This window comes from Cytobacillus oceanisediminis 2691 (assembly GCF_007678455.1).
Lineage (GTDB): Bacteria > Bacillota > Bacilli > Bacillales > Cytobacillaceae > Mesobacillus > Mesobacillus oceanisediminis_A.
Window position 1 is genome coordinate 157044 of record NZ_VEEP01000006.1, and the last position, 18994, is coordinate 176037.

Sequence of the window (18994 nt, forward strand, 5' to 3'; positions counted from 1 at the left end):
AAACCCTCCCTATCCCTTATTTTGAATAAAATTCAGCAATCTTGCTTACTACATATTCCTGCTGTTCCAGCTTCAATTCTGGGAACATTGGCAGTGATAATGCTTCTGCACATGCTTTTTCTGTTTCTGGAAGGTCTCCTTCTTTATAACCCAACTCAGCAAATACAGGCTGAAGGTGCAATGGCTTTGGATAGTAAATCATTGTGCTGACACCATTTTCTTTCAAGAAGGCCTGAAGCTCATCCCTTCTTTGAACGCGAAGAGTATACTGGTGGAATACATGGTGGTTATGTTCTTCGATAAAAGGAGTGACAATATCTTTTACACTCTCATTCAATAATTTTGTATAGTTTTCTGCCTTTTCACGACGAAGATTGCTCCATTCGTCCAAATGCGGGAATTTAACATTAAGAATTGCCGCTTGGAGCTCGTCAAGACGGCTGTTGTAGCCAAGGACGTGATGGTAGTATTTCGGCTTGCTGCCGTGCACACGAATAACACGCATTCTTTCTGCGATTTCATCGTCTTTTGTGACGATCATGCCAGCATCTCCATACGCACCAAGGTTTTTAGTCGGGAAGAAGCTATAGCAAGCTGTTGTTCCCAGTTCACCAACCTTTTTGCCCTTATATAGAGAACCTATTGCCTGTGCAGCATCTTCAATAACTGCAAGATTATGTTTCTCTGCAATTTCTACAATTGCATCCATATCAGCCATTTGACCATACAGGTGAACAGGAACAATAGCCTTGGTCTTTTCAGTGATAGCAGCTTCAATTTTCTTAGGGTCGATATTGAAGGTTTTTGGGTCAATATCAACAAATACAGGAGTGCCACCAGCTCTTGCAACCGCACCAGCCGTTGCAAAGAATGTAAATGATGGGACAATTACTTCATCCCCCTGTGTAACTCCACAAGCCTGCAAGGAGATATGCAATGCGTCACTGCCGTTCGCTACACCGATACCGTGTGAAACGCCACTGTACGCCGCTACATCACTTTCTAATTTCTTTACATTGGCTCCAAGAATGAAATGTGATTTTGACATCACATCGTCCAAAGCCTCCATTATTTCACCTTTAAGTGTTTGGTATTGTTCTGATAAATCAAGCATTGGTACGTTCATCTTATTTTTACCTCTTTTCATTTAATATGAAGCAGATAAACTGCCTTCAAGCTTTTCATATACTTCCACGAGCTTTTTGCTTTCTGCTTCCCAATTATAGATAGTTTCAACAGCATGACGGCCATTTCGTCCCATTTGGGCAGCTTCTTCTTGATTTTCCAAAATCCACTTCATTGCGTCAGCAATCTGGTTGACATTCAATGGATCAACGCAAATACCGCAGTTGTTGTTTTCCACTATTTCCTGCCAGATAGGAAAATTTGAAGCAATCACAGGTACGCCAGCTGACATGTATTCAAACATCTTGATTGGCAAAGACACGACAAATCGCGGTTCAGGGTGCAATAGGACAAGTCCCATATCTGCTTCCGCCAATGTTTTTTTCACTCCATCCCTATCAAGAAAACCTTTAAAGTCGGTATATTTGAATCCGTCCATGCTTCTGACTTCATTTTCAAGTGCTGGAGGTGCAAAAGATCCAGCAAGCACGAAGGTGCATGGTACAGTTTCATTAAGCCTCTCAACAGCCTGTACCATTTCCTTGATTCCTCTTAAAACATAGATACCTCCGATGTAGAGTGCGGTATTTTTTGACTGGTCCACTTTGTCATTATAATCCGCAGAAAGCTCATGTAAAAGAGGATAATTGTGAATGGTTATTGTATTTTCGTTGTAGGTCTTGAACCTCTCAGAAATGGTTGGTGTCGCTGTTGAAATCGCATCAAATTTCTTCGAAGCATACCTCTCGTAACTTTTTACCATCACTGAAATGAACTTCCGCAGTGGCCTTGGGATCCATTGCTTTGACAAAACCTGTTCAGGCACATCTTCATGAACATCATAAATGACTTTTTTTCCTTTTGCCTTTAGTTTTAATCCAATTGGCATCAGTTCTGGGTCATGGAAATGATAAACATCTGCATCGATCTCAAGGGCTTTTATATACACTTGTTTTGTTGTATTCCGCATTCGGTCTAATTGACCCCTTGCAGTGGATTGAATTCCGCGGATCTTCACTCCTGCCTGCTCGTAATCCTCTACATTGGGAACCACGTAATAAACTTCATGACCTGCCTTTTGCAGCGACTGGCATTCTTTTATAAAAATACGCGTATCATTTGCAGAGTGTACTGATGTTAAATGGCAAACCTTCATTTTTTCACTACCTTAGTTAATCCTGAATATTTTTTAACAAATCATCCACAATGAACTTCCAGGAATAAAACTCTTCTACAAATTTTCTTCCCGACTGCGAATATTGCTTATACTCCTGAGAATCCATCGCTGCACAGTCCAAAATCTTATTGGCAATATCATCCGGGTTTTCAGGTTCAGCAATAATGCCACAATGGTTATTCGCAATCAATTCTGCACTTTCCCCGACTCCGCAATATAATACAGGGACACCGCTGGCTAGTGCCGGAAAGATTTTAGACGGACGTGCTCCTTTAAATAACTCAATATTCCTCAGAGAAACAATCGAAAAATCGGTGATTGAAAAAACATTGGGCATTTCTGTTACTGGCACAGAATCATGGAAGACAAGGTTGGTAAGTTTCAAATCATCCTTCAGCTTGATAAGCGTCTCTTTTTCGGGTCCATCACCAATGATTAGAAATCTCACATCAGGATTTAATCCTTCAACAATCTTTGCGGCTTTTAAGACTGAGTCAAGTCCCTGGGCATAACCAACCCTTCCTGCAAAGGTAAAGACTTTCTTGCCTTCGAATCCAAGTGTCTCGAGCCAATCTTTGTTTGCTTCCCTCGGCGAAAATGTCTCTGTGTTAACGCCATTCGGCAGGAGGAATACATTTTCCCGTTTCTTCCCCTTTTTCACCATATACTCAAGAATTCCTTCAGTCGCTGTTGCGATCTTCCAGGATTTTTTATATAGCCAGTTCTCAAGTACTTCAGCCATCCTGATAAATGTCTTATTTTTCAGTATACCCAGTTCGACTGCAGATTCGGGCCAAATATCAGCCACATTGAAAACAAATTTGGCTCTTTTGATTTTTGATGCAAAGTAGCCAGTAATCCCTAAAAACAATGGTGGTGATGTACAGATAATCACGTCAGTTTTCTGTGATTTAAACACCGAGTAGAAAGCACTGAAAGTAAATGAAAAATAAGAAATTAACCTCAGCCAGAAACTCCCTTTTGGACTTGGATAGATCCAGCTCCGATGTACCGGGATTCCATCAAGATGTTCAAATTGATAAAACTTCCCCTTATACTCATCAGGAATGATGCCGTCTGGATGATGAGGAAATGCAGTCAGCACTTCAACTTCATGACCACGCTTAATCAGTTCCCTGCTCACCTCATAAAGCCTGATTTGAGGAGCACCTGTTTCAGGAGGGAAATTTTCACTTAAAAATGTAATTCTCATATGTTAAACCTCTTTGTTGAAATGCTGAACTATTTTAGCTGAAGCTTGTCCATCGCCAAAATAGTCTTTATACGATGGCCGAACGTCTTTTTGGATTGCCTCCAATATTTTTCCCACATCTGTACCTGTAAGAATATTAGCTTCATCCTCAAGTGTTTCAACCCACTCTGTCTGTTCACGTAATGTGACACATGGAATTTCAAGGAAGTAAGCTTCCTTTTGCATCCCACCCGAATCAGTTATGATTTTCTTCGCATTGCTTACAAGCGAAAGGATATCAAGGTACCCAACAGGGTCAATTACCTGTAGATCAGGCACCAAACTCAGGTCTAATCCCATTCCGCTTAAGATATTTCTTGTGCGCGGATGGATTGGCCACACCTTTTTCCCTTCAATTTTTGAAAATGCTTCGATGATATTTTTAATGTTGGCAGGGTCGTCAGTGTTTTCCGCACGATGGACAGTAATTAGGTAATATTCGCCTTTTTCCAGCCTATGATCAGTCAATATAGTTGACTTTTCTTTAGAAAGATTACGGTTATAAAGGACAGCGTCATACATAACATCGCCGACATTAAAAACATTCCTGGTCACATTCTCGTTTTTTAGGTTTTGAACTGCTGTATCTGTTGGACAGAATAGGTATTCAGAAATATGATCAGTCATGATTCGATTAATTTCTTCCGGCATCCTCTTATTGAAGCTTCTTAAGCCAGCTTCGATATGGATGACAGGGATATGCAATTTAGCTGCTGCCATTGCGCCCGCAATCGTGGAGTTCGTATCTCCATATACAAGCAGGTAATCAGGCTTTTCATCAAAGATAATTTGCTCAATACCTTCAAGCATGTTAGCTGTTTGTTTTCCGTGAGTAGACGATCCCACATTTAAATGATAATCCGGCTTAGGAATATTCAATTCATCAAAGAAGATATCACTCATATTTTTATCATAATGCTGTCCTGTATGGACATATATTTCTGTATGTAATTTCCTAAGTTCTCTAGATACAGGAGCTGCTTTGATAAATTGAGGCCGTGCTCCAATCACAGTCAGAAACTTCATAAAAGAATCCCCTTTGTTTAAGACATATGAAGAAGTAGCATAGAATACTCTCTATGCTACTTATCCAATTTTGTTTATAGCTTAACGTATTTTTCTGGTTTTTGATAATTTTTCATTGCGTTTCTTGTATCGAACAGTACTTTACTGTATTTGCCGATCATCTCGTAATCAAATGCAGTGTGATCTGTAGTGATGACCACAAGATCCGCTTCTTCAAGAACCTGTTGAGATAACTCGACTGTTTCTACAAAGATGTCACATGAACGGAATGATTTAACATGCGGATCGCATACCATCAGTTCTGCCCCTTCATCCCTTAAAGTTTCAACGATTGGAAGAACTGGAGATTCACGAACATCATCGATATCCTTCTTGTAAGCAACACCAAGAATGGCAATTTTTGATCCTCTTAATGCCTTTCCTTCGCCATTAAGTGCATACATTGCCTTATTCACAACAAATTCAGGCATGCCATTGTTGATTTCGCCGGCAAGCTCGATCAGACGGGTATGATAGTTATATTCCCTTGCTTTCCAAGTGAGGTAGAATGGGTCGATAGGAATGCAATGGCCTCCTAATCCAGGTCCAGGATAGAACGGCATGAAACCATATGGCTTTGTAGCAGCCGCATCAATTACTTCCCAAACATCGATGCCCATCTTATTGCATAGAATCGCCATTTCATTAGCTAATGCAATATTGATATGACGGAATGTATTTTCAAGAATCTTCTCCATTTCAGCAACTGCCGGGCTGGAGACCTGGTGCACATCCCCTTCAAGAACACTCTTGTACATTTCAGAAGCGATTACAGTACAAGCAGGTGTGATCCCGCCAACAACCTTTGGAGTATTTTTCGTATTATAGTGCTTGTTACCCGGGTCAACACGTTCAGGTGAGTAAGCAAGGAAGAAATCTTCTCCGCACTTTAAGCCGCTGCTTTCAAGAATTGGCTTTAATACTTCTTCTGTTGTTCCTGGATAGGTTGTACTTTCCAGAACAATCAGCATGCCCTTATGCAGATATTTTGCAATTTCCTTACCAGAGCTCTCAACATAGGAAGTATCCGGCTGCTGATAAGTATCAAGCGGAGTTGGAACACAGATGGCTACTGCATCAACTTCCTGGATTTTTGAGTAATCAATTGTAGCAAACAATTTCTTTTCCTGGACAATCTCTTTCAATTCCTCGTCCACTACATCCCCAATATAGTTAATTCCCTGATTAACCATATCAGCTCTCTTTTGCTGTACATCAAAGCCGATTACCTGGTATCCAGCCTTCGCTTTTTCTACTGCAAGCGGAAGTCCCACATAACCAAGTCCGACTACACCAATGGTAGCGGTTCTGTTCGTAATCTTTTCAAGAAGTTCCTGGCCGATTTGGCTTAATTGTACTTGTTCGTTCATCTTTAATCCCTCATTCTCTTTCATTAATTTATTTTAACAGGTTTATTAGAACTTGCTGACTCATAAAATGCCCTTACCAACTCAAGCGCTTTTCTTCCGTCAAGGCCGGTTACTATAGGCTCTCGATCCTCTTTAATCGCCTCAACCATGTCCTCAATTATGCACTGATGTCCAGGCTTCCCTATAGGGTCATTTTTTACAGTTTCTACAATATCATTCACAGCTTCTGCTGTCATGTCCTGAACATTCCAATGTTCAACCAGACTGGCTGTTTTGCCGCCAACCTTAATGGTGCCAGTTTCGCCGAAAACACTGATCGTTTCTTCAAGATTGGATGGATAAATCGTTGTGGCTGCCTCTACTATACCCAAAGCGCCATTTTTAAAACGGATTACGCCTGTCGATACATCCTCTGATTCAATATTGCGAAGCCTTGTAGCTTCCATACTGTAGACTTCCTCAACATCCCCCATTAGCCAAAGGATCAAATCGAGATTGTGGATGGCCTGGTTCATTAACACTCCGCCATCGAACTCCTTTGTGCCGCGCCAAGGGGCCTGGTTATAATACTCATCATTCCTATTCCATCTTACCGTTGCATTCGCATGGCTAAGTTTGCCTAGCTTTTGCTCATCCATTGCCTTTTTAAGCTCTATCATTACTGGACGGAAGCGATTTGGATGGACAACCGACAATTTCACATCATTTTCCTTGCATGCATGAATAATTGCATCTGTATCTTCAAGAGTCATAGCAATCGGCTTTTCTACGACGATATGCTTCTTGGCATTCGCAGATTCTACCGCTATATTTGCATGGAATCCACTTGGAGTACAAATGTTGATCACATGTATTTCATCATTTTTCAACATTTCAGTTAACTGCGTATAGCCTTGCACATTATATTGCTCAATAAATGGCTCCATCTTTGATTGGTCTGTATCACAAACAGCAACAAGGTTCGCACCTTCAGCCTTAGTAATTGCTTCTGCATGTTTTTTAGCAATATGGCCGCAGCCGACAATAGCAAAATTCACCATCAGATTATCTCCTTCACGAATTATTTAGGCACCAAAGTTGAATCAGTCCTGTTAACTCCTAATTAGCCTTTTGAAAAATTTTTGTCTTAATAACATCTTTTTAACTAAAGAAAAATCTTCCCTTTTAAATAAAAGAAACTTATTAAAAGCTTCTCCTGTCACCCGCTTAAAGAAAACCGCCTTGATTATAAAGCTAAGGCTATATGAAATAGATGTAGCAATCGCTGCACCTGTTGCCCCATACATAGGAATAAGGAAAACGTTTAGAATGGTGCTGAAAATAACATTAAAGATTGAAACATACATATTGATTTCTGGCTTCCCTCTGGCTGCAATATCGTTGGATAATATTTTTTCCACCGCGAGCAGCGCAATCCCGGGAAGAAGGATTTTCAAAAAGAACGGTGTCTCTTTATATTCATGCCCTAAAACCGGAGCCAGGAAATCAATAGTGAAAAAAATAACCACTGATAGAACAAGCATGAACACAAGCGTGAACCTGCTGACGATGGAAGTCAAATGATTGCGTTCTTCCTCCGTTCCCATAGCAGCGATTCTAGGCAATAAGACAGAGGAGATGGACTGGGTAAAGACTGAAAGCTTTTCACCCAGGGTCAACGCTGTAAAATAAAGACCTACTGCTCCATTGCCAACAAAAAAGCCAAGCAAATATATATTAATCCGGTAATTCATAAAGGTTACCAGGTTGCTCATATAAGATTTAAACCCGTAATGAAAGGACTTTCTTAAGTACGGAATATTCAATCTCAAGTTTTTCCGGGTCAAGTTAAATCTTTTGACGCTAAATACGAGAATGAAAAGAAGTGTTAAAGCATGACCGCTTATAAAAGCAATCAATGCCCCCATCAATCCAAAATCGAATAATACGATCAAGACCACTACAAGTAAAAGGTTCGTAATTTGAGTAATCACTAAGATGGTATTGAATACTTTAAAATCCTGGATCCCCTGAAATATAGTTTGAAAAAACGTGTTCAGCAACATGAAGGGAATCGCAATCAGGATAAAGTATACATAGGAATAATCGTCTAAATCCTTGAATAACTTATCTCCAAAAAAATAGATGGAAATAAAGCCTGCAATAATTCCAATTAAGCTTAAAACTACACCAATAATTAAATTATTGAAAAAGCTCTCGCCTGGGTCAATTTCCTGCCGGCTTACATAGTAAACAGTCGAAATGTTTATCCCTAAGTTGATAAACATCATCAAAATTGCTGGAAAGTTTGTGATTAGAGCGTAATTACCTTGCAATTCTGGTCCCAGCATTCGAGCAATAATGATTATTAAGAGAGTTCCAATAACAATGCTTGTAAACTGCCGGACCAAAGTTATATAGCTGTTTTTTAGAAAGCTGTTTGGTTTTGTCATGAACCAGTACCACCATATCCGGAAATTTCCCCTGCAAAATCAGAATAGTTCTTTTCAGCATTGTACATACCATTCCAGGTCTGATAAGCGGATTTCCTAAGATGCTCCTTCTCACTAAAAGAAAGACGCGATAGATGATCAAGTAGTTTCGCCAGCTCAGTAACTTCGAAATCCTTCGGGATCAACTTTCCATTGGTTTCATCCACAAGCTCCCCAGTCCCGCCAACATCTGTCGCTACTGAAGGAATTCCGCAGCTAAAGGCTTCCATTATTGCGACAGGTATGCCTTCACTGGAACTGACATTAATGAAAAGGTCTATAGGGTTCTTCAGGTAAAAAGGAACAATTTCATCATTTGCCATATTTCCAGTGAATTCAGTTGTAATATTAGCAGGAAGTTCTTTTGCAAGGCCCTCTAATTCATTTAGTCCTGGCCCTCCTCCAATATGAGTCCAGTGGATTCTCGACTGACACTCAGCAAGACTTTTCACAAGGAGTTCCAGACGTTTAACAGGAACTACATAAGAACAGCTGACAATTCGGAAAATACCATCAGAAGAACCATGTGACAAACCTTCCGGCTTCTGAGTTCCCAACCGAGCAACTTCCAGACTCGAAGCGCTCCCGCCAGTCTGTTCCGCCAGATATTCAGCACCATTCTGGGAAATAAGATATATTTTATCCAACTGATGAATTAAAGTCTGCTTATATGGCAAATAAGGAGGACTGTGGCGGTAATCGTAGATATCTCCGCCATGCCCTCTTGAAATAGCATAGAGATCAGAGTACTTCTCCTTAAGGAACGCAATTCCTGGTGCTAGCGATAACCAGTACGAATAAGCCACAAATTTTGACGGGTTTTGTTCCTTAAATATTATATTTTCTATATAATTCCGAAGATGAATAGCATTTGCAGTCCATGATACAAGTTTGCCGAACCCCTTAAGGCCAAAGTTGCCTGCTCTTTTTCTTTCTTCCAGAAGCCATCTGCGTCCCTGCGCATCTTGAAATGCACTCATCTTAAAAGAGACAGCATTCTTTTTTTGAAAAGCAGGTACCAAATGGACCGAAGCATTGTGGGGCAGTTCTCTTTGTTTGGTATGGTCTGCGCTATTAACCGGTATGATATGTACTTTGCGAAACTTTTCACATAAAAAATCCAACTCGAGCTTTAAAAACTCCTCACCCGGATAAAATGGATACCGATTCGTTATTAATACCAATTCTTTTTCCATTGTCATCACTCACATCAAAAGTATATTTGAAAAACCGTTTGTCAGCTTTGCCACAAACGGTTTTTCACTTAATGTTTACCGGTTACTTTTCGGTACATCTTAATTAATGGTTTATGACGTTCATTCACTAGACCAATCACTTCTGCAATGATCTGGAAAAGCAAGAGCAAGCCAAAAACAATCAGCAGTGATCCCCATAATGTCGAGGTTTCAAATACAACTGCCGCTACACTAAAAAGAATGCCTAAAGCATAAATGACTAAAACCGTGTTACGATGTGAAAGTCCGATTGCCAAAATACGGTGATGCAAATGGCTTTTATCGGGAGCGCCAATCGGTTTCTTGTTGACCACTCTTCGAATAATTGCATAAGTAGTGTCAAATATTGGGACACCCAATATTATTATTGGCACAATAAAGCTAAATAATGTAACACTCTTGTATAAACCAAGCAACGAAAGGATACCAATAGAATATCCTAAAAATAAAGCCCCAGTATCACCCATGAAAATTTTGGCCGGATGAAAGTTATAAAATAGAAATGCAAGCGTGCTGCCCAGTAATATTAGGGCCAGTGCTAAAATTAGCGGTTTGCCGGCTGCTCCCGCCATGAAAGCAACAGTCGCTATACCGATTGAAGATATCCCCGCAGCCAGGCCATCAAGGCCATCGATCAGGTTAATGGCATTTGTGATTGCAACAATCCAAAAAATCGTAACAGGGATTGCCCATATGCCAAGATTAAATTTTTCCATAAAAGGTATACTTATGAAGTCAATTGTTAATCCTGTACTTACAACGATTCCTGCGGCTGCAATCTGGCCAAGCAACTTCACCTTTGCCGATAGTTCATATTTATCATCAAGAATCCCAAGAACGATGATAATGATCGCACCTATTGTTATGCCGGTTAACTTTTCATTTTGGAGCCCTGCAGTAAAGAATCCAGCAACCACTCCGAGGAAAATGGCCAGCCCTCCAAGGCGTGGCATAACTTTAGCATGTACTTTTCTATGGTTTGGTTTATCAGTAGCGCCAATTTTGTGCGCAAATTTTATAACAAATGGTGTCAAGATTAAAACAGTAAGGAACGAGACGAAAAAAGCTAGTATCAATTGTGCAGTCATATAGACTTCCCCTCTGTAAAAAGGTAATTTCAAACCCTCACTAAGTGTATCACAATCCAAGCTATATTCAATTTTTAATCCATTAATTTTTAGTTACATTTATTTCAGGGCTTGTCATATCCTTGTTAATGTTTTTCCTTTTTTATACCCGATGAAACCTTTTATATTTCTTCTTTATTTTTATCCTGCAAGGCCTTCTTGTCAATTATTTTTATTTTCCATTAAAACAGGCGATAAAAACCGTTGTAATAAAAGGAAACCCCTATCGGATAATAAATCCAATAGGGATATTTTTATTGTTTATTGAAATAATTAATAATGCCTCTGTACACAGCATCAGCTGCTTTTTGCCTGAACGTTGAATTTGCTAAAAGATCTGCATCATCTTTATTAGACACAAAGGCAACTTCGACTAATACGCTTGGAATTTTCGTATCCTTTATAACCCTAAAATCTCCATGTTTGACACCGCGGTTATAGGTTCCAAGTGTTGCGATAAGTTCCTTTTGGATTTCTTCTGCCAATAACTGACTGTCGGCGGATTCGTATGTGCTGTTCCACCATGTTTCTGTTCCGTGTGGTGAAGATGTCGAATAAGAATTAACGTGCATACTGACAAAGATATCAGCCCCAGAACTATTAGCTTTTGCTACACGCTCATTTAACGTAGGATAGGTATCTCCTGTCCTCGTCATCAAAACCTTCGACATGGAGCTTGTCAACCTTGATTGAATTCTTTTTGACATATCAAGTACTAAATCTTTTTCAACCAACTTTGTGCCACCACTTGTATACCCGCTTGCACCAGGGTCAGTACCACCATGACCTGCGTCAATCATAATTGTCTTGCCAACAACAGAAATGGCCAAAGAATTGAAAATCCCCTCAGAAACGGAACCCGGACCTCCATAAACAAAGAAACTTTGGTATCCGTTGTTGATAATAGCGCTTCTTGTTTCCGTCGGCACCGAGGTAGCTGTTGTTAATAAAATAGGCTCATTTCTTTTTGCTGCAAAAACAGCTCCAGTTAATGCATCGGCGAACGTCATTCCAGTTGCAATAGAAGACTGAGACCGAGTGCTGAAATACTTATTAGCAATATTAGCAGCGACTTCAAAACGGTTTCGGCCATCAATTCGGTATGGATTAGGAACGCTATTATATACATTTCTTGAAATACTGCCTTCACCACCGACGATAATCGTCTGGCTTACTCCCCATTGATCGATAATCGCTTTAGTAGAACCAGGTAATGTGTTTGTATTCGTTAATAAAATTGGATATCCATTTCTTGCTGCATATGGAGCAATTGCAAGAGCATCCGGAAAATTCAAGCCATAGGCAAGAACTACTTTACTGCTTTTTCCTACACGGAGTGCGATATTGTTTGCAACCTCAAAACGATTGGCTCCTGAGATTCTTTCAGTTTTCAATCCCATCTTTCTGACTTCAGACAATACACTGTCAGAAATACTGGCTGAACCTCCCACAGCAATAACATTTGTTGCATTTAATCTATCAATCTCTGCTTTTGTTGCTGCAGTCAATACTCCTGGCTGTGTTAATAAAATTGGCGCATTATATTTATATGCCAAAGGCGCCGCAGCCAATGCATCTGCATAAGCATCATAATTAGCAAGGATGACTGTATTTGCAGATGTCCATCCCTTTTTAGAAACATTTACTGCAACCTCAAACCGATCCTGTCCGCCCAACCTGATTGTGTAGCCCTCTGCCGATGCCGGTAAAACAGCTATAAAACAAAAAGCAGCAGCGAACAGAAAAGCCACAAAAACTTTTTTCATTATCTTGCCTCCCTAGTTGTTATCTCTCTTATTTTATCGGACCGAATCGACAAATTTCTATAAAATTTCCAAAAAAAATGAAAATTGGTAGATTGGCCTTATGGTATTGGAAAATAAGTTTAATAGAGGAATTATATAGAATATTTTTGTTGTGAATCCACTCCAAAAGATACTTTAAAATTGACTGTTATATAAGAAATGTGTACTAAAACACTAATACCTCCTTAGTATAAGGATTGGTGATCAAACTAACCCTTTAAAAATTCATGTCCCTGAAGTGTCGAAATTTGAGATCCACGATAGTGTGAACATACCAAAAAGGACAGACTTTGGAAAAGTCTGTCCCTTAAATAATAGTAAATTAATTTCCTAGGGTTGCCCCTGGATAGTAATGTTTCAAAATTTCTACATATGACTTTCCGGACGAAGCCATGTTTTTAGCGCCATACTGGCTCATTCCTACGCCATGTCCGTATCCTTTTCCTCTGATCGTCATAATATCTGTGTCTTTATTATAAGTCACAGGATCTAAGAGATGGCTTTTAAACACGCTGCCGCCAAACATAGAGCGGAATGCACCAATGCTTAAAGTGCGTTTAAGGTTAATTCTATCAATCTCTTTTTCTGAATTCAGCTTATAAGTGTTTGTTGAAGGATAACGAACAAAGAAATCAATATCCAACGTGGCACTTACACTTCGGTTTCCTGATGTCTTTTCAGGCGATAACGAATATCCATTAATCGATACAATTTTTATTTCCGTGTTTGCATAGCCATTTTTGTACAGCCAATTCTTGATGCTGTTAGCAACACTTGTATCGGACTCCTTAATAGAACTCCACCAGTGACCTGGATTTTTCAGATTATCTTTATAAGGCTCCATGTTAATCTGTGTCTTTTTCATAGGTATGGACCATGGAATTTCAGGATCATAAGAATCAGCTTTCGCAGATAAATATGGAACAAGAGTCGTCCCCCAGGCGTTGGCATTCGATTCTATATATCCGCCATTGCTTGACGAGAATACAGCAGAAATTGGATTGCCATTGTATCTTAATACTTTACCTGCAGTCCCTTCAACAGCCTGATTGGTACGCTGCTGATAATAATCATCAACCCATGTAACACCACCATATACCTGAAAGCCCTGTGTATCTGCAACAACTTTCCCTACAGAATTGATTGAATAGGTACGGGCAGCCACCGCCTGTGCTTTGAGAGCTTCAACTCCCCAACTCGCAGGCATTTCATGAGGTACTACACCCTTTAGATAGTCCTCAAATGGGATTTCTCTGTTGATCGGTCTAACATATCCGTTTTCGAGGAAGAATTCCATTTTGCCCATATATGGCTTATTGTTTAATTTGATCTGGTTACTAGTGTTATAACGAGATGGAATCAATGCAAACTCAGAATTGCCAAAATCCTTTAATTTTTGAGAGCCCTTGTATAAAACCAGTCTGCTATTCTCATTTTTTACTGAATACGCTGAACCGGCAGCGAGCCGAACTTCATTCGGAAGACTGGCAACCACTGACTCATTAACAGAAGCCGGTCCGCCTAAAATGGTAAAGCTTGATATTTTTTTCTCGGAAATAATCGTTTTAATTGAATCCGGCAATCTTTCTGGTCTTGTCAATAATAACGGTGCATCTTGTTTGGCAGCCAAAACTGATCCGGTCAATGCATCAGCAAATGATAAGCCAGTAGAAATGAATGCTGTGTCTGCAGGCAGATTCAATTCTCTTACTATGTTAGCAGATACCTCGAAGCGGTCTGCGCCGCCTATTCGGGTTGCTGAAGGCAATTTGCTTCCAACTGTAGTACTTACACTGCCTGTACCTCCAACAATCAGTGTGCTGCTTTTTCCAGCCAAGGCGTCCTGAGTGTATTCCGGAAGAAAATCTTTCGCGGTTAACAAAATAGGATAACCGTTTTTAGCAGCATAAGGAGCAATGGAAAGTGCGTCGGCGAATACCAGCCCGTTTGCCACTACTGCTTTCCCGTTGTTAGGTATCTGAGCAGCAAGTTTTTGAGCTACTTCAAATCGATCCCGGCCAGAAATCCTTTTCACATCAGGTACAAAACTTTGAAGTTGGCTACCTACATTTGTAGATACACTTCCAGTTCCACCGACAATATAAACAGTTTTTGGATTCAATTCTTTTAACTTTTTCAATGTTTGACTTTCTAATTCATTGGGTAATGTTAAAAGTATAGGTGCATTTTTGTAATAGGCGAATGGTGTTGCAGCCAAGGCATCGGCAAATGCCTTGTAGTTAACCAGGATGACTGTATCAGCTTGACTCCAGCCACTGGAAGCTACATTGTTGGCAACAGCAAATCGGTCATTTCCTGACATTCTAATGTTTCCATTCGCAAGCTTATAATCACCAACAGTTGTAATATTGATCGCACGAGTATTTCCAATATAATTGCTTAATTTGACGGAAATATTCGCAGCCTGGGCATAAGAAGTAAACGGCATCAACGTGACACAAATGGCTAAAATTAGAATGAAGGAAATCTTTTTCTTTATCAATTTTTACCCTCCCTAGTTGTTAAAACAAGCAAAATATGACAATAACCCTCCCTTTTTCTACTAATATACGAACCTATCACTAAATTTATCAAATATTGTCAAATGAGTAAATGGAATTTTTAATATAAATTTAATGTAAATGAAAAGAGCCGGGTGCGTTGCAAGCATACCGGCTCTACATTTTCTCGCTTTTAATTAAATCCGCTACCAAAATATACCTATCTGGAGCATCCCCGATAAAGTCAAATGGATAGCAGGTGGTAACGGTTAAAGTGGCACGTGGTTTAGGTACTATCACGGTTCGGTCATCGGCATCTACAATTCGGACCTTCCTTACCTTATAGGTAAACTCCCCAGCAGATGTGGAAACAACCAGCAAGTCCCCTTTACCGACTTCCCCGAGCTTCCTGAACACTGTGTCTCTATGTCCCGATAGTACCGAGTTATCCTTTTCTCCAGGAAGAACACTTCCGGAAAAATGTCCAACGCCTTTTTCAAGCTCGTCCTCATCTGTCCCATGGTAGATTGGCAGATTGGCCTTAAGCTTGGGGATATGAAGATTGCCAATCTCTTCGCCTTTTTTTGGTCTCTCTGGATAAAGAATGTTTTTTCTGACAGGGTTCTTCGTTATATTAGCAGCGCTTGCAGTAAAAGTTTCTTCATCTGACTGATGAGTCTGATAAAGCCAATAGCCTTTAAGAAGTTTATAACCATTGGTACTGCTAAACCATAAACCAAATATGACTATACTAACTGATAGAGAAAGAAGAACCAGGTAACCGGCTCTTCTCTTTTTTTTCAATTTCCTAAACACCTTTAACTCTCACTTTTCTGATTGCAAAGATTCCAAATAGGAACATGGCAAAACCAGCCAAAGCGTTCGGAAGATAGTCAGATGCCGTGTTTGGCAGCTTTCCGCCTTTTACCGTTTTAGCAACCTTCACAGCAGGTACTTTCTCGGCTGCCTTTGTTACTTCTTCTGCAGTTTCTTTTGTTTTTTCAATCGTTTTCCCTGTTTCCTGAAGAAAATCCGATCCAAACATTTCTTTTGTTATTTTCATATCCGCTAATAACTTGCCATCTTTGGATAGAATCTTAATGATCAGGTCTGCTCCATTTGTTGAATCCATTTTTAAAAGGGACTCAAAAGAGATGGCGGTTTCCTTACCATCTTTGGACAGATAGTACTCCACCTTTAAATCAAAAAGGTTAAGTAAATCATTCCATACATCAATGAATTCAGCGATATCTTCAGCAGATAAGTCTTCTGCGCTTTCGAACTCAGGGAAGTTCATTAAACGCTGTCCGATTTCTTCCATTTTGACCAGGAACTGTTCCTGATCCAAATCAGGGTTTTCAAGGATTGCGAGTAAATGGTTTGCTAAATTATTGGCTTCAGCCAATGAAAGACCAAAACTATCAAGCGTGTTAATCAGCTCATCTTTGGATTCCATGAAAATATGTTCGGCCACGGTCATGTACAAGTCTTCCATATTGTCATAGTTTTCAAGTGAATCATCATATTTATTCAAGAAAGCTTCAAGCTCTTCTTTAGATTTAAAATCAAATTCATTAAGCAGTTCCTGGAGATTTTCATCTGTAATTGGAGTCAATTCAGCAGTATACAGGTAATCAGACACTTCCCAGTAAAGGTCTTCATAAAAAATAAATTGGTCAAGTGATTTTTCGTTTTCCTCAAGCAACTTTATGAGTTCTTCTTCCGTCATTACGAATTCTTTAAGCAGTTCTTGAAGGTTAGTTTCATTCACAAGAGGTCCCAGGTAATCTTTCAGTTCCGTTAAATCTTCAAACTCTTCAAGACTGTAATCGTGAGTTTCTGATAAATAGGAAGTAAACTCTTCTTCAGACATACCTATTTCCTGTAAAAAACTCTTAAACTCCTCACTCTGCGGATTAACTTCCGCAAAGGCCGAATAAGGCAGCAAACCAAATGCCAGGACAACCGATAATAAAGCTGAAAGTAAACGCTTCAAAAATAATTCCCCCTAAATATTATATGTCTACCAAATTAGTATATATGGAATAAGGATTTTCCGGTAGAGGGTTTTTTTGGAATTTTTGAAAGACTATTCTCCTGGTAATTTAAAAAGACCTTCCTATAACAGGAAGGCGGGAAACTTGGTTTATATTAATTTGAATAAAAGCTTTTAATACTATTTGCCAATGCCTGTGCTCTTTTATCCTGCACAGATTGGCTAGCCAAAAGTTTTACTTCCGTTGGATTGGAAATGAATCCAAGTTCTATTAAAACGGATGGCATTTTAGTCCATCGTGTAACAAAAAGGTTATGATCTTTAGTGCCAGTAGAGGAATATGTCGTTGTTATTCCTATTCCCGGGTATACAAGTGCCTTTGCAAAATTTTGAGCCAACACTTTACTATCTTGAGCTTGAAGAGAAGGAGTAGGATCATATGCTACATTGTTCCCTTGATAACTCAAAGATTTATATGTGGAGCCGCTTTTCACAATAAATACTTTTCGTTCAGTATCTTCTCGTACAAAAGGATATTTCACTCCACCTGATAAAACATACACATCTTTCGTTTCAATAGCAGGACGATAAGAACTATAATGAGTGCTTAAACCTCTTGGGCTTGTAGAAACATTCGAATCGTGATGGATACTGATGAATAAGTTTGCAGTCGTTTTATTAGCAATAGATGTTCTGTCTGCCAGATCCAAGAATATGTCCTGGCCAGGCGGTCTGGTAAACAGCACCTTCGCTCCCATAGCCTTAAGTTTAGCTGCAAGCTTTTCAGTAAATTGATTGTTTAACGTTTTTTCATAATAACCATTTTTAACTGCACCCGGATCCTTACCGCCATGGCCGGGATCAAGCATTATGGTCTTTCCTTCTAGAGGAAGCAATGGCATTTGTCCAGTCAATTTTAGGAAAGTGTCATTAGGGACCGAAGCAGTTCCCCCTAAAATAACAAAATCATTTATGTTTTGGTTTTTAATAACGGTATAAACGGAATTCGGGATCATTGTTGAATGTGTCAACAACAAAGGGGCTCCCTGTTTTGCTGCAAGAACAGAGCCAGTCAGAGCATCGGCAAAACTCATCCCAGTCGCCAGAAAGGCCTTGGCAGGACTCGGGCTCAGTTGGGTAACTATATTAGCAGAAACCTCAAAGCGATCCTTCCCGCCAATTCTTTTCACACCTGGGAGCTGCCCAGCAACAACTTTCCCTACACTGGCTTCTCCACCTGATATAATCGTAGATTTAATGCCAAGCTGGCTAATAGCTTCCTTCATCTTTACAGGCAATTCATTGCTCTTTGTCAGCAAGATTGGGTAGCCTTTTTTCGCTGCATATGGCGCAATCGCCAAAGCATCAGGGAAATTCAGGCCATTCGCTACTACTGCTGTTGAAGTAGACTTCAATTTCTTTGAGATATTATAGGCAACCTCAAAACGGTCCTTCCCGGCAATTCTTTCAATATTACTAAAGCCATTTGCCTTCAATGCTGAAGAAATCTTGGTAGAAACACTGCCAGTACCACCAATTAAAATAATTTTTTGCGGTTTTAATCTTTTAATCTCTGTCAACACCCTTGAATCCAGTGAATCAGGAGCTGTTAACAAGATGGGTGCATTTTGCTGATAGGCGAATGGAGAACCAGCCAGTGCATCCGCAAATGCCTTGTAGTTAGCCAATACAACAACTGGTGCTCCGGCAGGCCACCCCTCTTTGGATACATTAATCGCAACCTGAAATCGGTCTTTCCCATCCATCCGTTTAGCAGTTACTTCTGCTGAACCTTCTAGGGATGGGAAAATTAAAAGCAACAATAAACTTACAAGAATGATAGATAAATATTTCTTCATGTCTAGCTCCC

General features: G+C 39.8%; 14 protein-coding genes. All 14 read right to left on the bottom strand.

Annotated features, from left to right (window positions below):
- Positions 1–16 precede the first annotated feature (16 nt).
- The 14 genes from FS736_RS13450 to FS736_RS13515 all read right to left on the bottom strand — a co-directional run bounded on the left by FS736_RS13450 (position 17) and on the right by FS736_RS13515 (position 18983).
- Positions 17–1126, bottom strand: a complete 1110-nt coding sequence (locus FS736_RS13450) for a DegT/DnrJ/EryC1/StrS family aminotransferase (RefSeq protein ID WP_144478080.1) — start codon at positions 1124–1126, stop codon at positions 17–19.
- A 21-nt stretch (positions 1127–1147) separates the two neighbouring features.
- On the bottom strand, positions 1148–2281 hold the full coding sequence (locus FS736_RS13455; RefSeq protein WP_144478082.1) for a glycosyltransferase family 4 protein: 1134 nt from the start codon (positions 2279–2281) through the stop codon (positions 1148–1150).
- A gap of 16 nt (positions 2282–2297) precedes the next feature.
- A complete protein-coding gene (locus FS736_RS13460; RefSeq protein WP_144478084.1) occupies positions 2298–3515 on the bottom strand; it encodes a glycosyltransferase family 4 protein in 1218 nt (405 codons plus the stop codon).
- A 3-nt stretch (positions 3516–3518) separates the two neighbouring features.
- The gene (gene wecB / locus FS736_RS13465; RefSeq protein ID WP_144478086.1) at positions 3519–4580 is read right to left on the bottom strand and encodes a non-hydrolyzing UDP-N-acetylglucosamine 2-epimerase; all 1062 of its coding nucleotides are present in this window, start codon (positions 4578–4580) and stop codon (positions 3519–3521) included.
- Positions 4581–4654: 74 nt separating this feature from the next.
- Positions 4655–5989 (bottom strand): nucleotide sugar dehydrogenase, encoded by a 1335-nt coding sequence (locus FS736_RS13470; protein ID WP_144478088.1) that lies wholly within the window; start codon positions 5987–5989, stop codon positions 4655–4657.
- A 23-nt stretch (positions 5990–6012) separates the two neighbouring features.
- Complete coding sequence (locus FS736_RS13475) at positions 6013–7029, bottom strand: Gfo/Idh/MocA family protein (protein WP_144478090.1); 1017 nt, start codon at positions 7027–7029, stop codon at positions 6013–6015.
- A gap of 51 nt (positions 7030–7080) precedes the next feature.
- Positions 7081–8421, bottom strand: coding sequence for a flippase (locus tag FS736_RS13480; RefSeq protein ID WP_144478092.1), 1341 nt, complete (start codon positions 8419–8421; stop codon positions 7081–7083).
- Positions 8418–9656: a glycosyltransferase gene (locus FS736_RS13485; protein ID WP_186326781.1), complete on the bottom strand. Its 1239-nt coding sequence runs from the start codon at positions 9654–9656 to the stop codon at positions 8418–8420. The genes FS736_RS13480 and FS736_RS13485 overlap by 4 nt, the downstream gene beginning before the upstream one ends.
- Before the next feature lie 68 nt (positions 9657–9724).
- A complete protein-coding gene (locus FS736_RS13490; protein WP_144478096.1) occupies positions 9725–10783 on the bottom strand; it encodes a glycosyltransferase family 4 protein in 1059 nt (352 codons plus the stop codon).
- 293 nt (positions 10784–11076) lie between these two features.
- A complete protein-coding gene (locus FS736_RS13495) occupies positions 11077–12588 on the bottom strand; it encodes a cell wall-binding repeat-containing protein (RefSeq protein ID WP_144478098.1) in 1512 nt (503 codons plus the stop codon).
- 361 nt (positions 12589–12949) lie between these two features.
- Positions 12950–15130 carry a SpoIID/LytB domain-containing protein gene (locus FS736_RS13500; protein WP_144478100.1) on the bottom strand — a complete coding sequence of 727 codons (2181 nt, stop codon included), beginning with the start codon at positions 15128–15130 and terminating at the stop codon, positions 12950–12952.
- Between the two features lie 175 nt (positions 15131–15305).
- On the bottom strand, positions 15306–15932 hold the full coding sequence (locus FS736_RS13505; protein ID WP_260983602.1) for a class D sortase: 627 nt from the start codon (positions 15930–15932) through the stop codon (positions 15306–15308).
- Between the two features lie 4 nt (positions 15933–15936).
- A complete protein-coding gene (locus tag FS736_RS13510) occupies positions 15937–17124 on the bottom strand; it encodes a processed acidic surface protein (RefSeq protein WP_144478102.1) in 1188 nt (395 codons plus the stop codon).
- A 155-nt stretch (positions 17125–17279) separates the two neighbouring features.
- Positions 17280–18983, bottom strand: coding sequence for a cell wall-binding repeat-containing protein (locus FS736_RS13515; RefSeq protein ID WP_144478104.1), 1704 nt, complete (start codon positions 18981–18983; stop codon positions 17280–17282).
- Positions 18984–18994 lie beyond the last annotated feature (11 nt).

Excerpts from the sequence above, each read along its gene's own strand:
- FS736_RS13490 (WP_144478096.1), bottom strand. The coding sequence starts at position 10,783 with ATGACTGCACAATTGATACTAGCTTTTTTCGTCTCGTTCCTTACTGTT.
- wecB (WP_144478086.1), bottom strand. The coding sequence starts at position 4,580 with ATGAAGTTTCTGACTGTGATTGGAGCACGGCCTCAATTTATCAAAGCA.
- FS736_RS13480 (WP_144478092.1), bottom strand. The coding sequence starts at position 8,421 with ATGACAAAACCAAACAGCTTTCTAAAAAACAGCTATATAACTTTGGTC.
- FS736_RS13455 (WP_144478082.1), bottom strand. The coding sequence starts at position 2,281 with ATGAAGGTTTGCCATTTAACATCAGTACACTCTGCAAATGATACGCGT.
- FS736_RS13450 (WP_144478080.1), bottom strand. The coding sequence starts at position 1,126 with ATGAACGTACCAATGCTTGATTTATCAGAACAATACCAAACACTTAAA.
- FS736_RS13485 (WP_186326781.1), bottom strand. The coding sequence starts at position 9,656 with ATGGAAAAAGAATTGGTATTAATAACGAATCGGTATCCATTTTATCCG.
- FS736_RS13475 (WP_144478090.1), bottom strand. The coding sequence starts at position 7,029 with ATGGTGAATTTTGCTATTGTCGGCTGCGGCCATATTGCTAAAAAACAT.
- FS736_RS13470 (WP_144478088.1), bottom strand. The coding sequence starts at position 5,989 with ATGAACGAACAAGTACAATTAAGCCAAATCGGCCAGGAACTTCTTGAA.
- FS736_RS13460 (WP_144478084.1), bottom strand. The coding sequence starts at position 3,515 with ATGAGAATTACATTTTTAAGTGAAAATTTCCCTCCTGAAACAGGTGCT.
- FS736_RS13495 (WP_144478098.1), bottom strand. The coding sequence starts at position 12,588 with ATGAAAAAAGTTTTTGTGGCTTTTCTGTTCGCTGCTGCTTTTTGTTTT.
- FS736_RS13515 (WP_144478104.1), bottom strand. The coding sequence starts at position 18,983 with ATGAAGAAATATTTATCTATCATTCTTGTAAGTTTATTGTTGCTTTTA.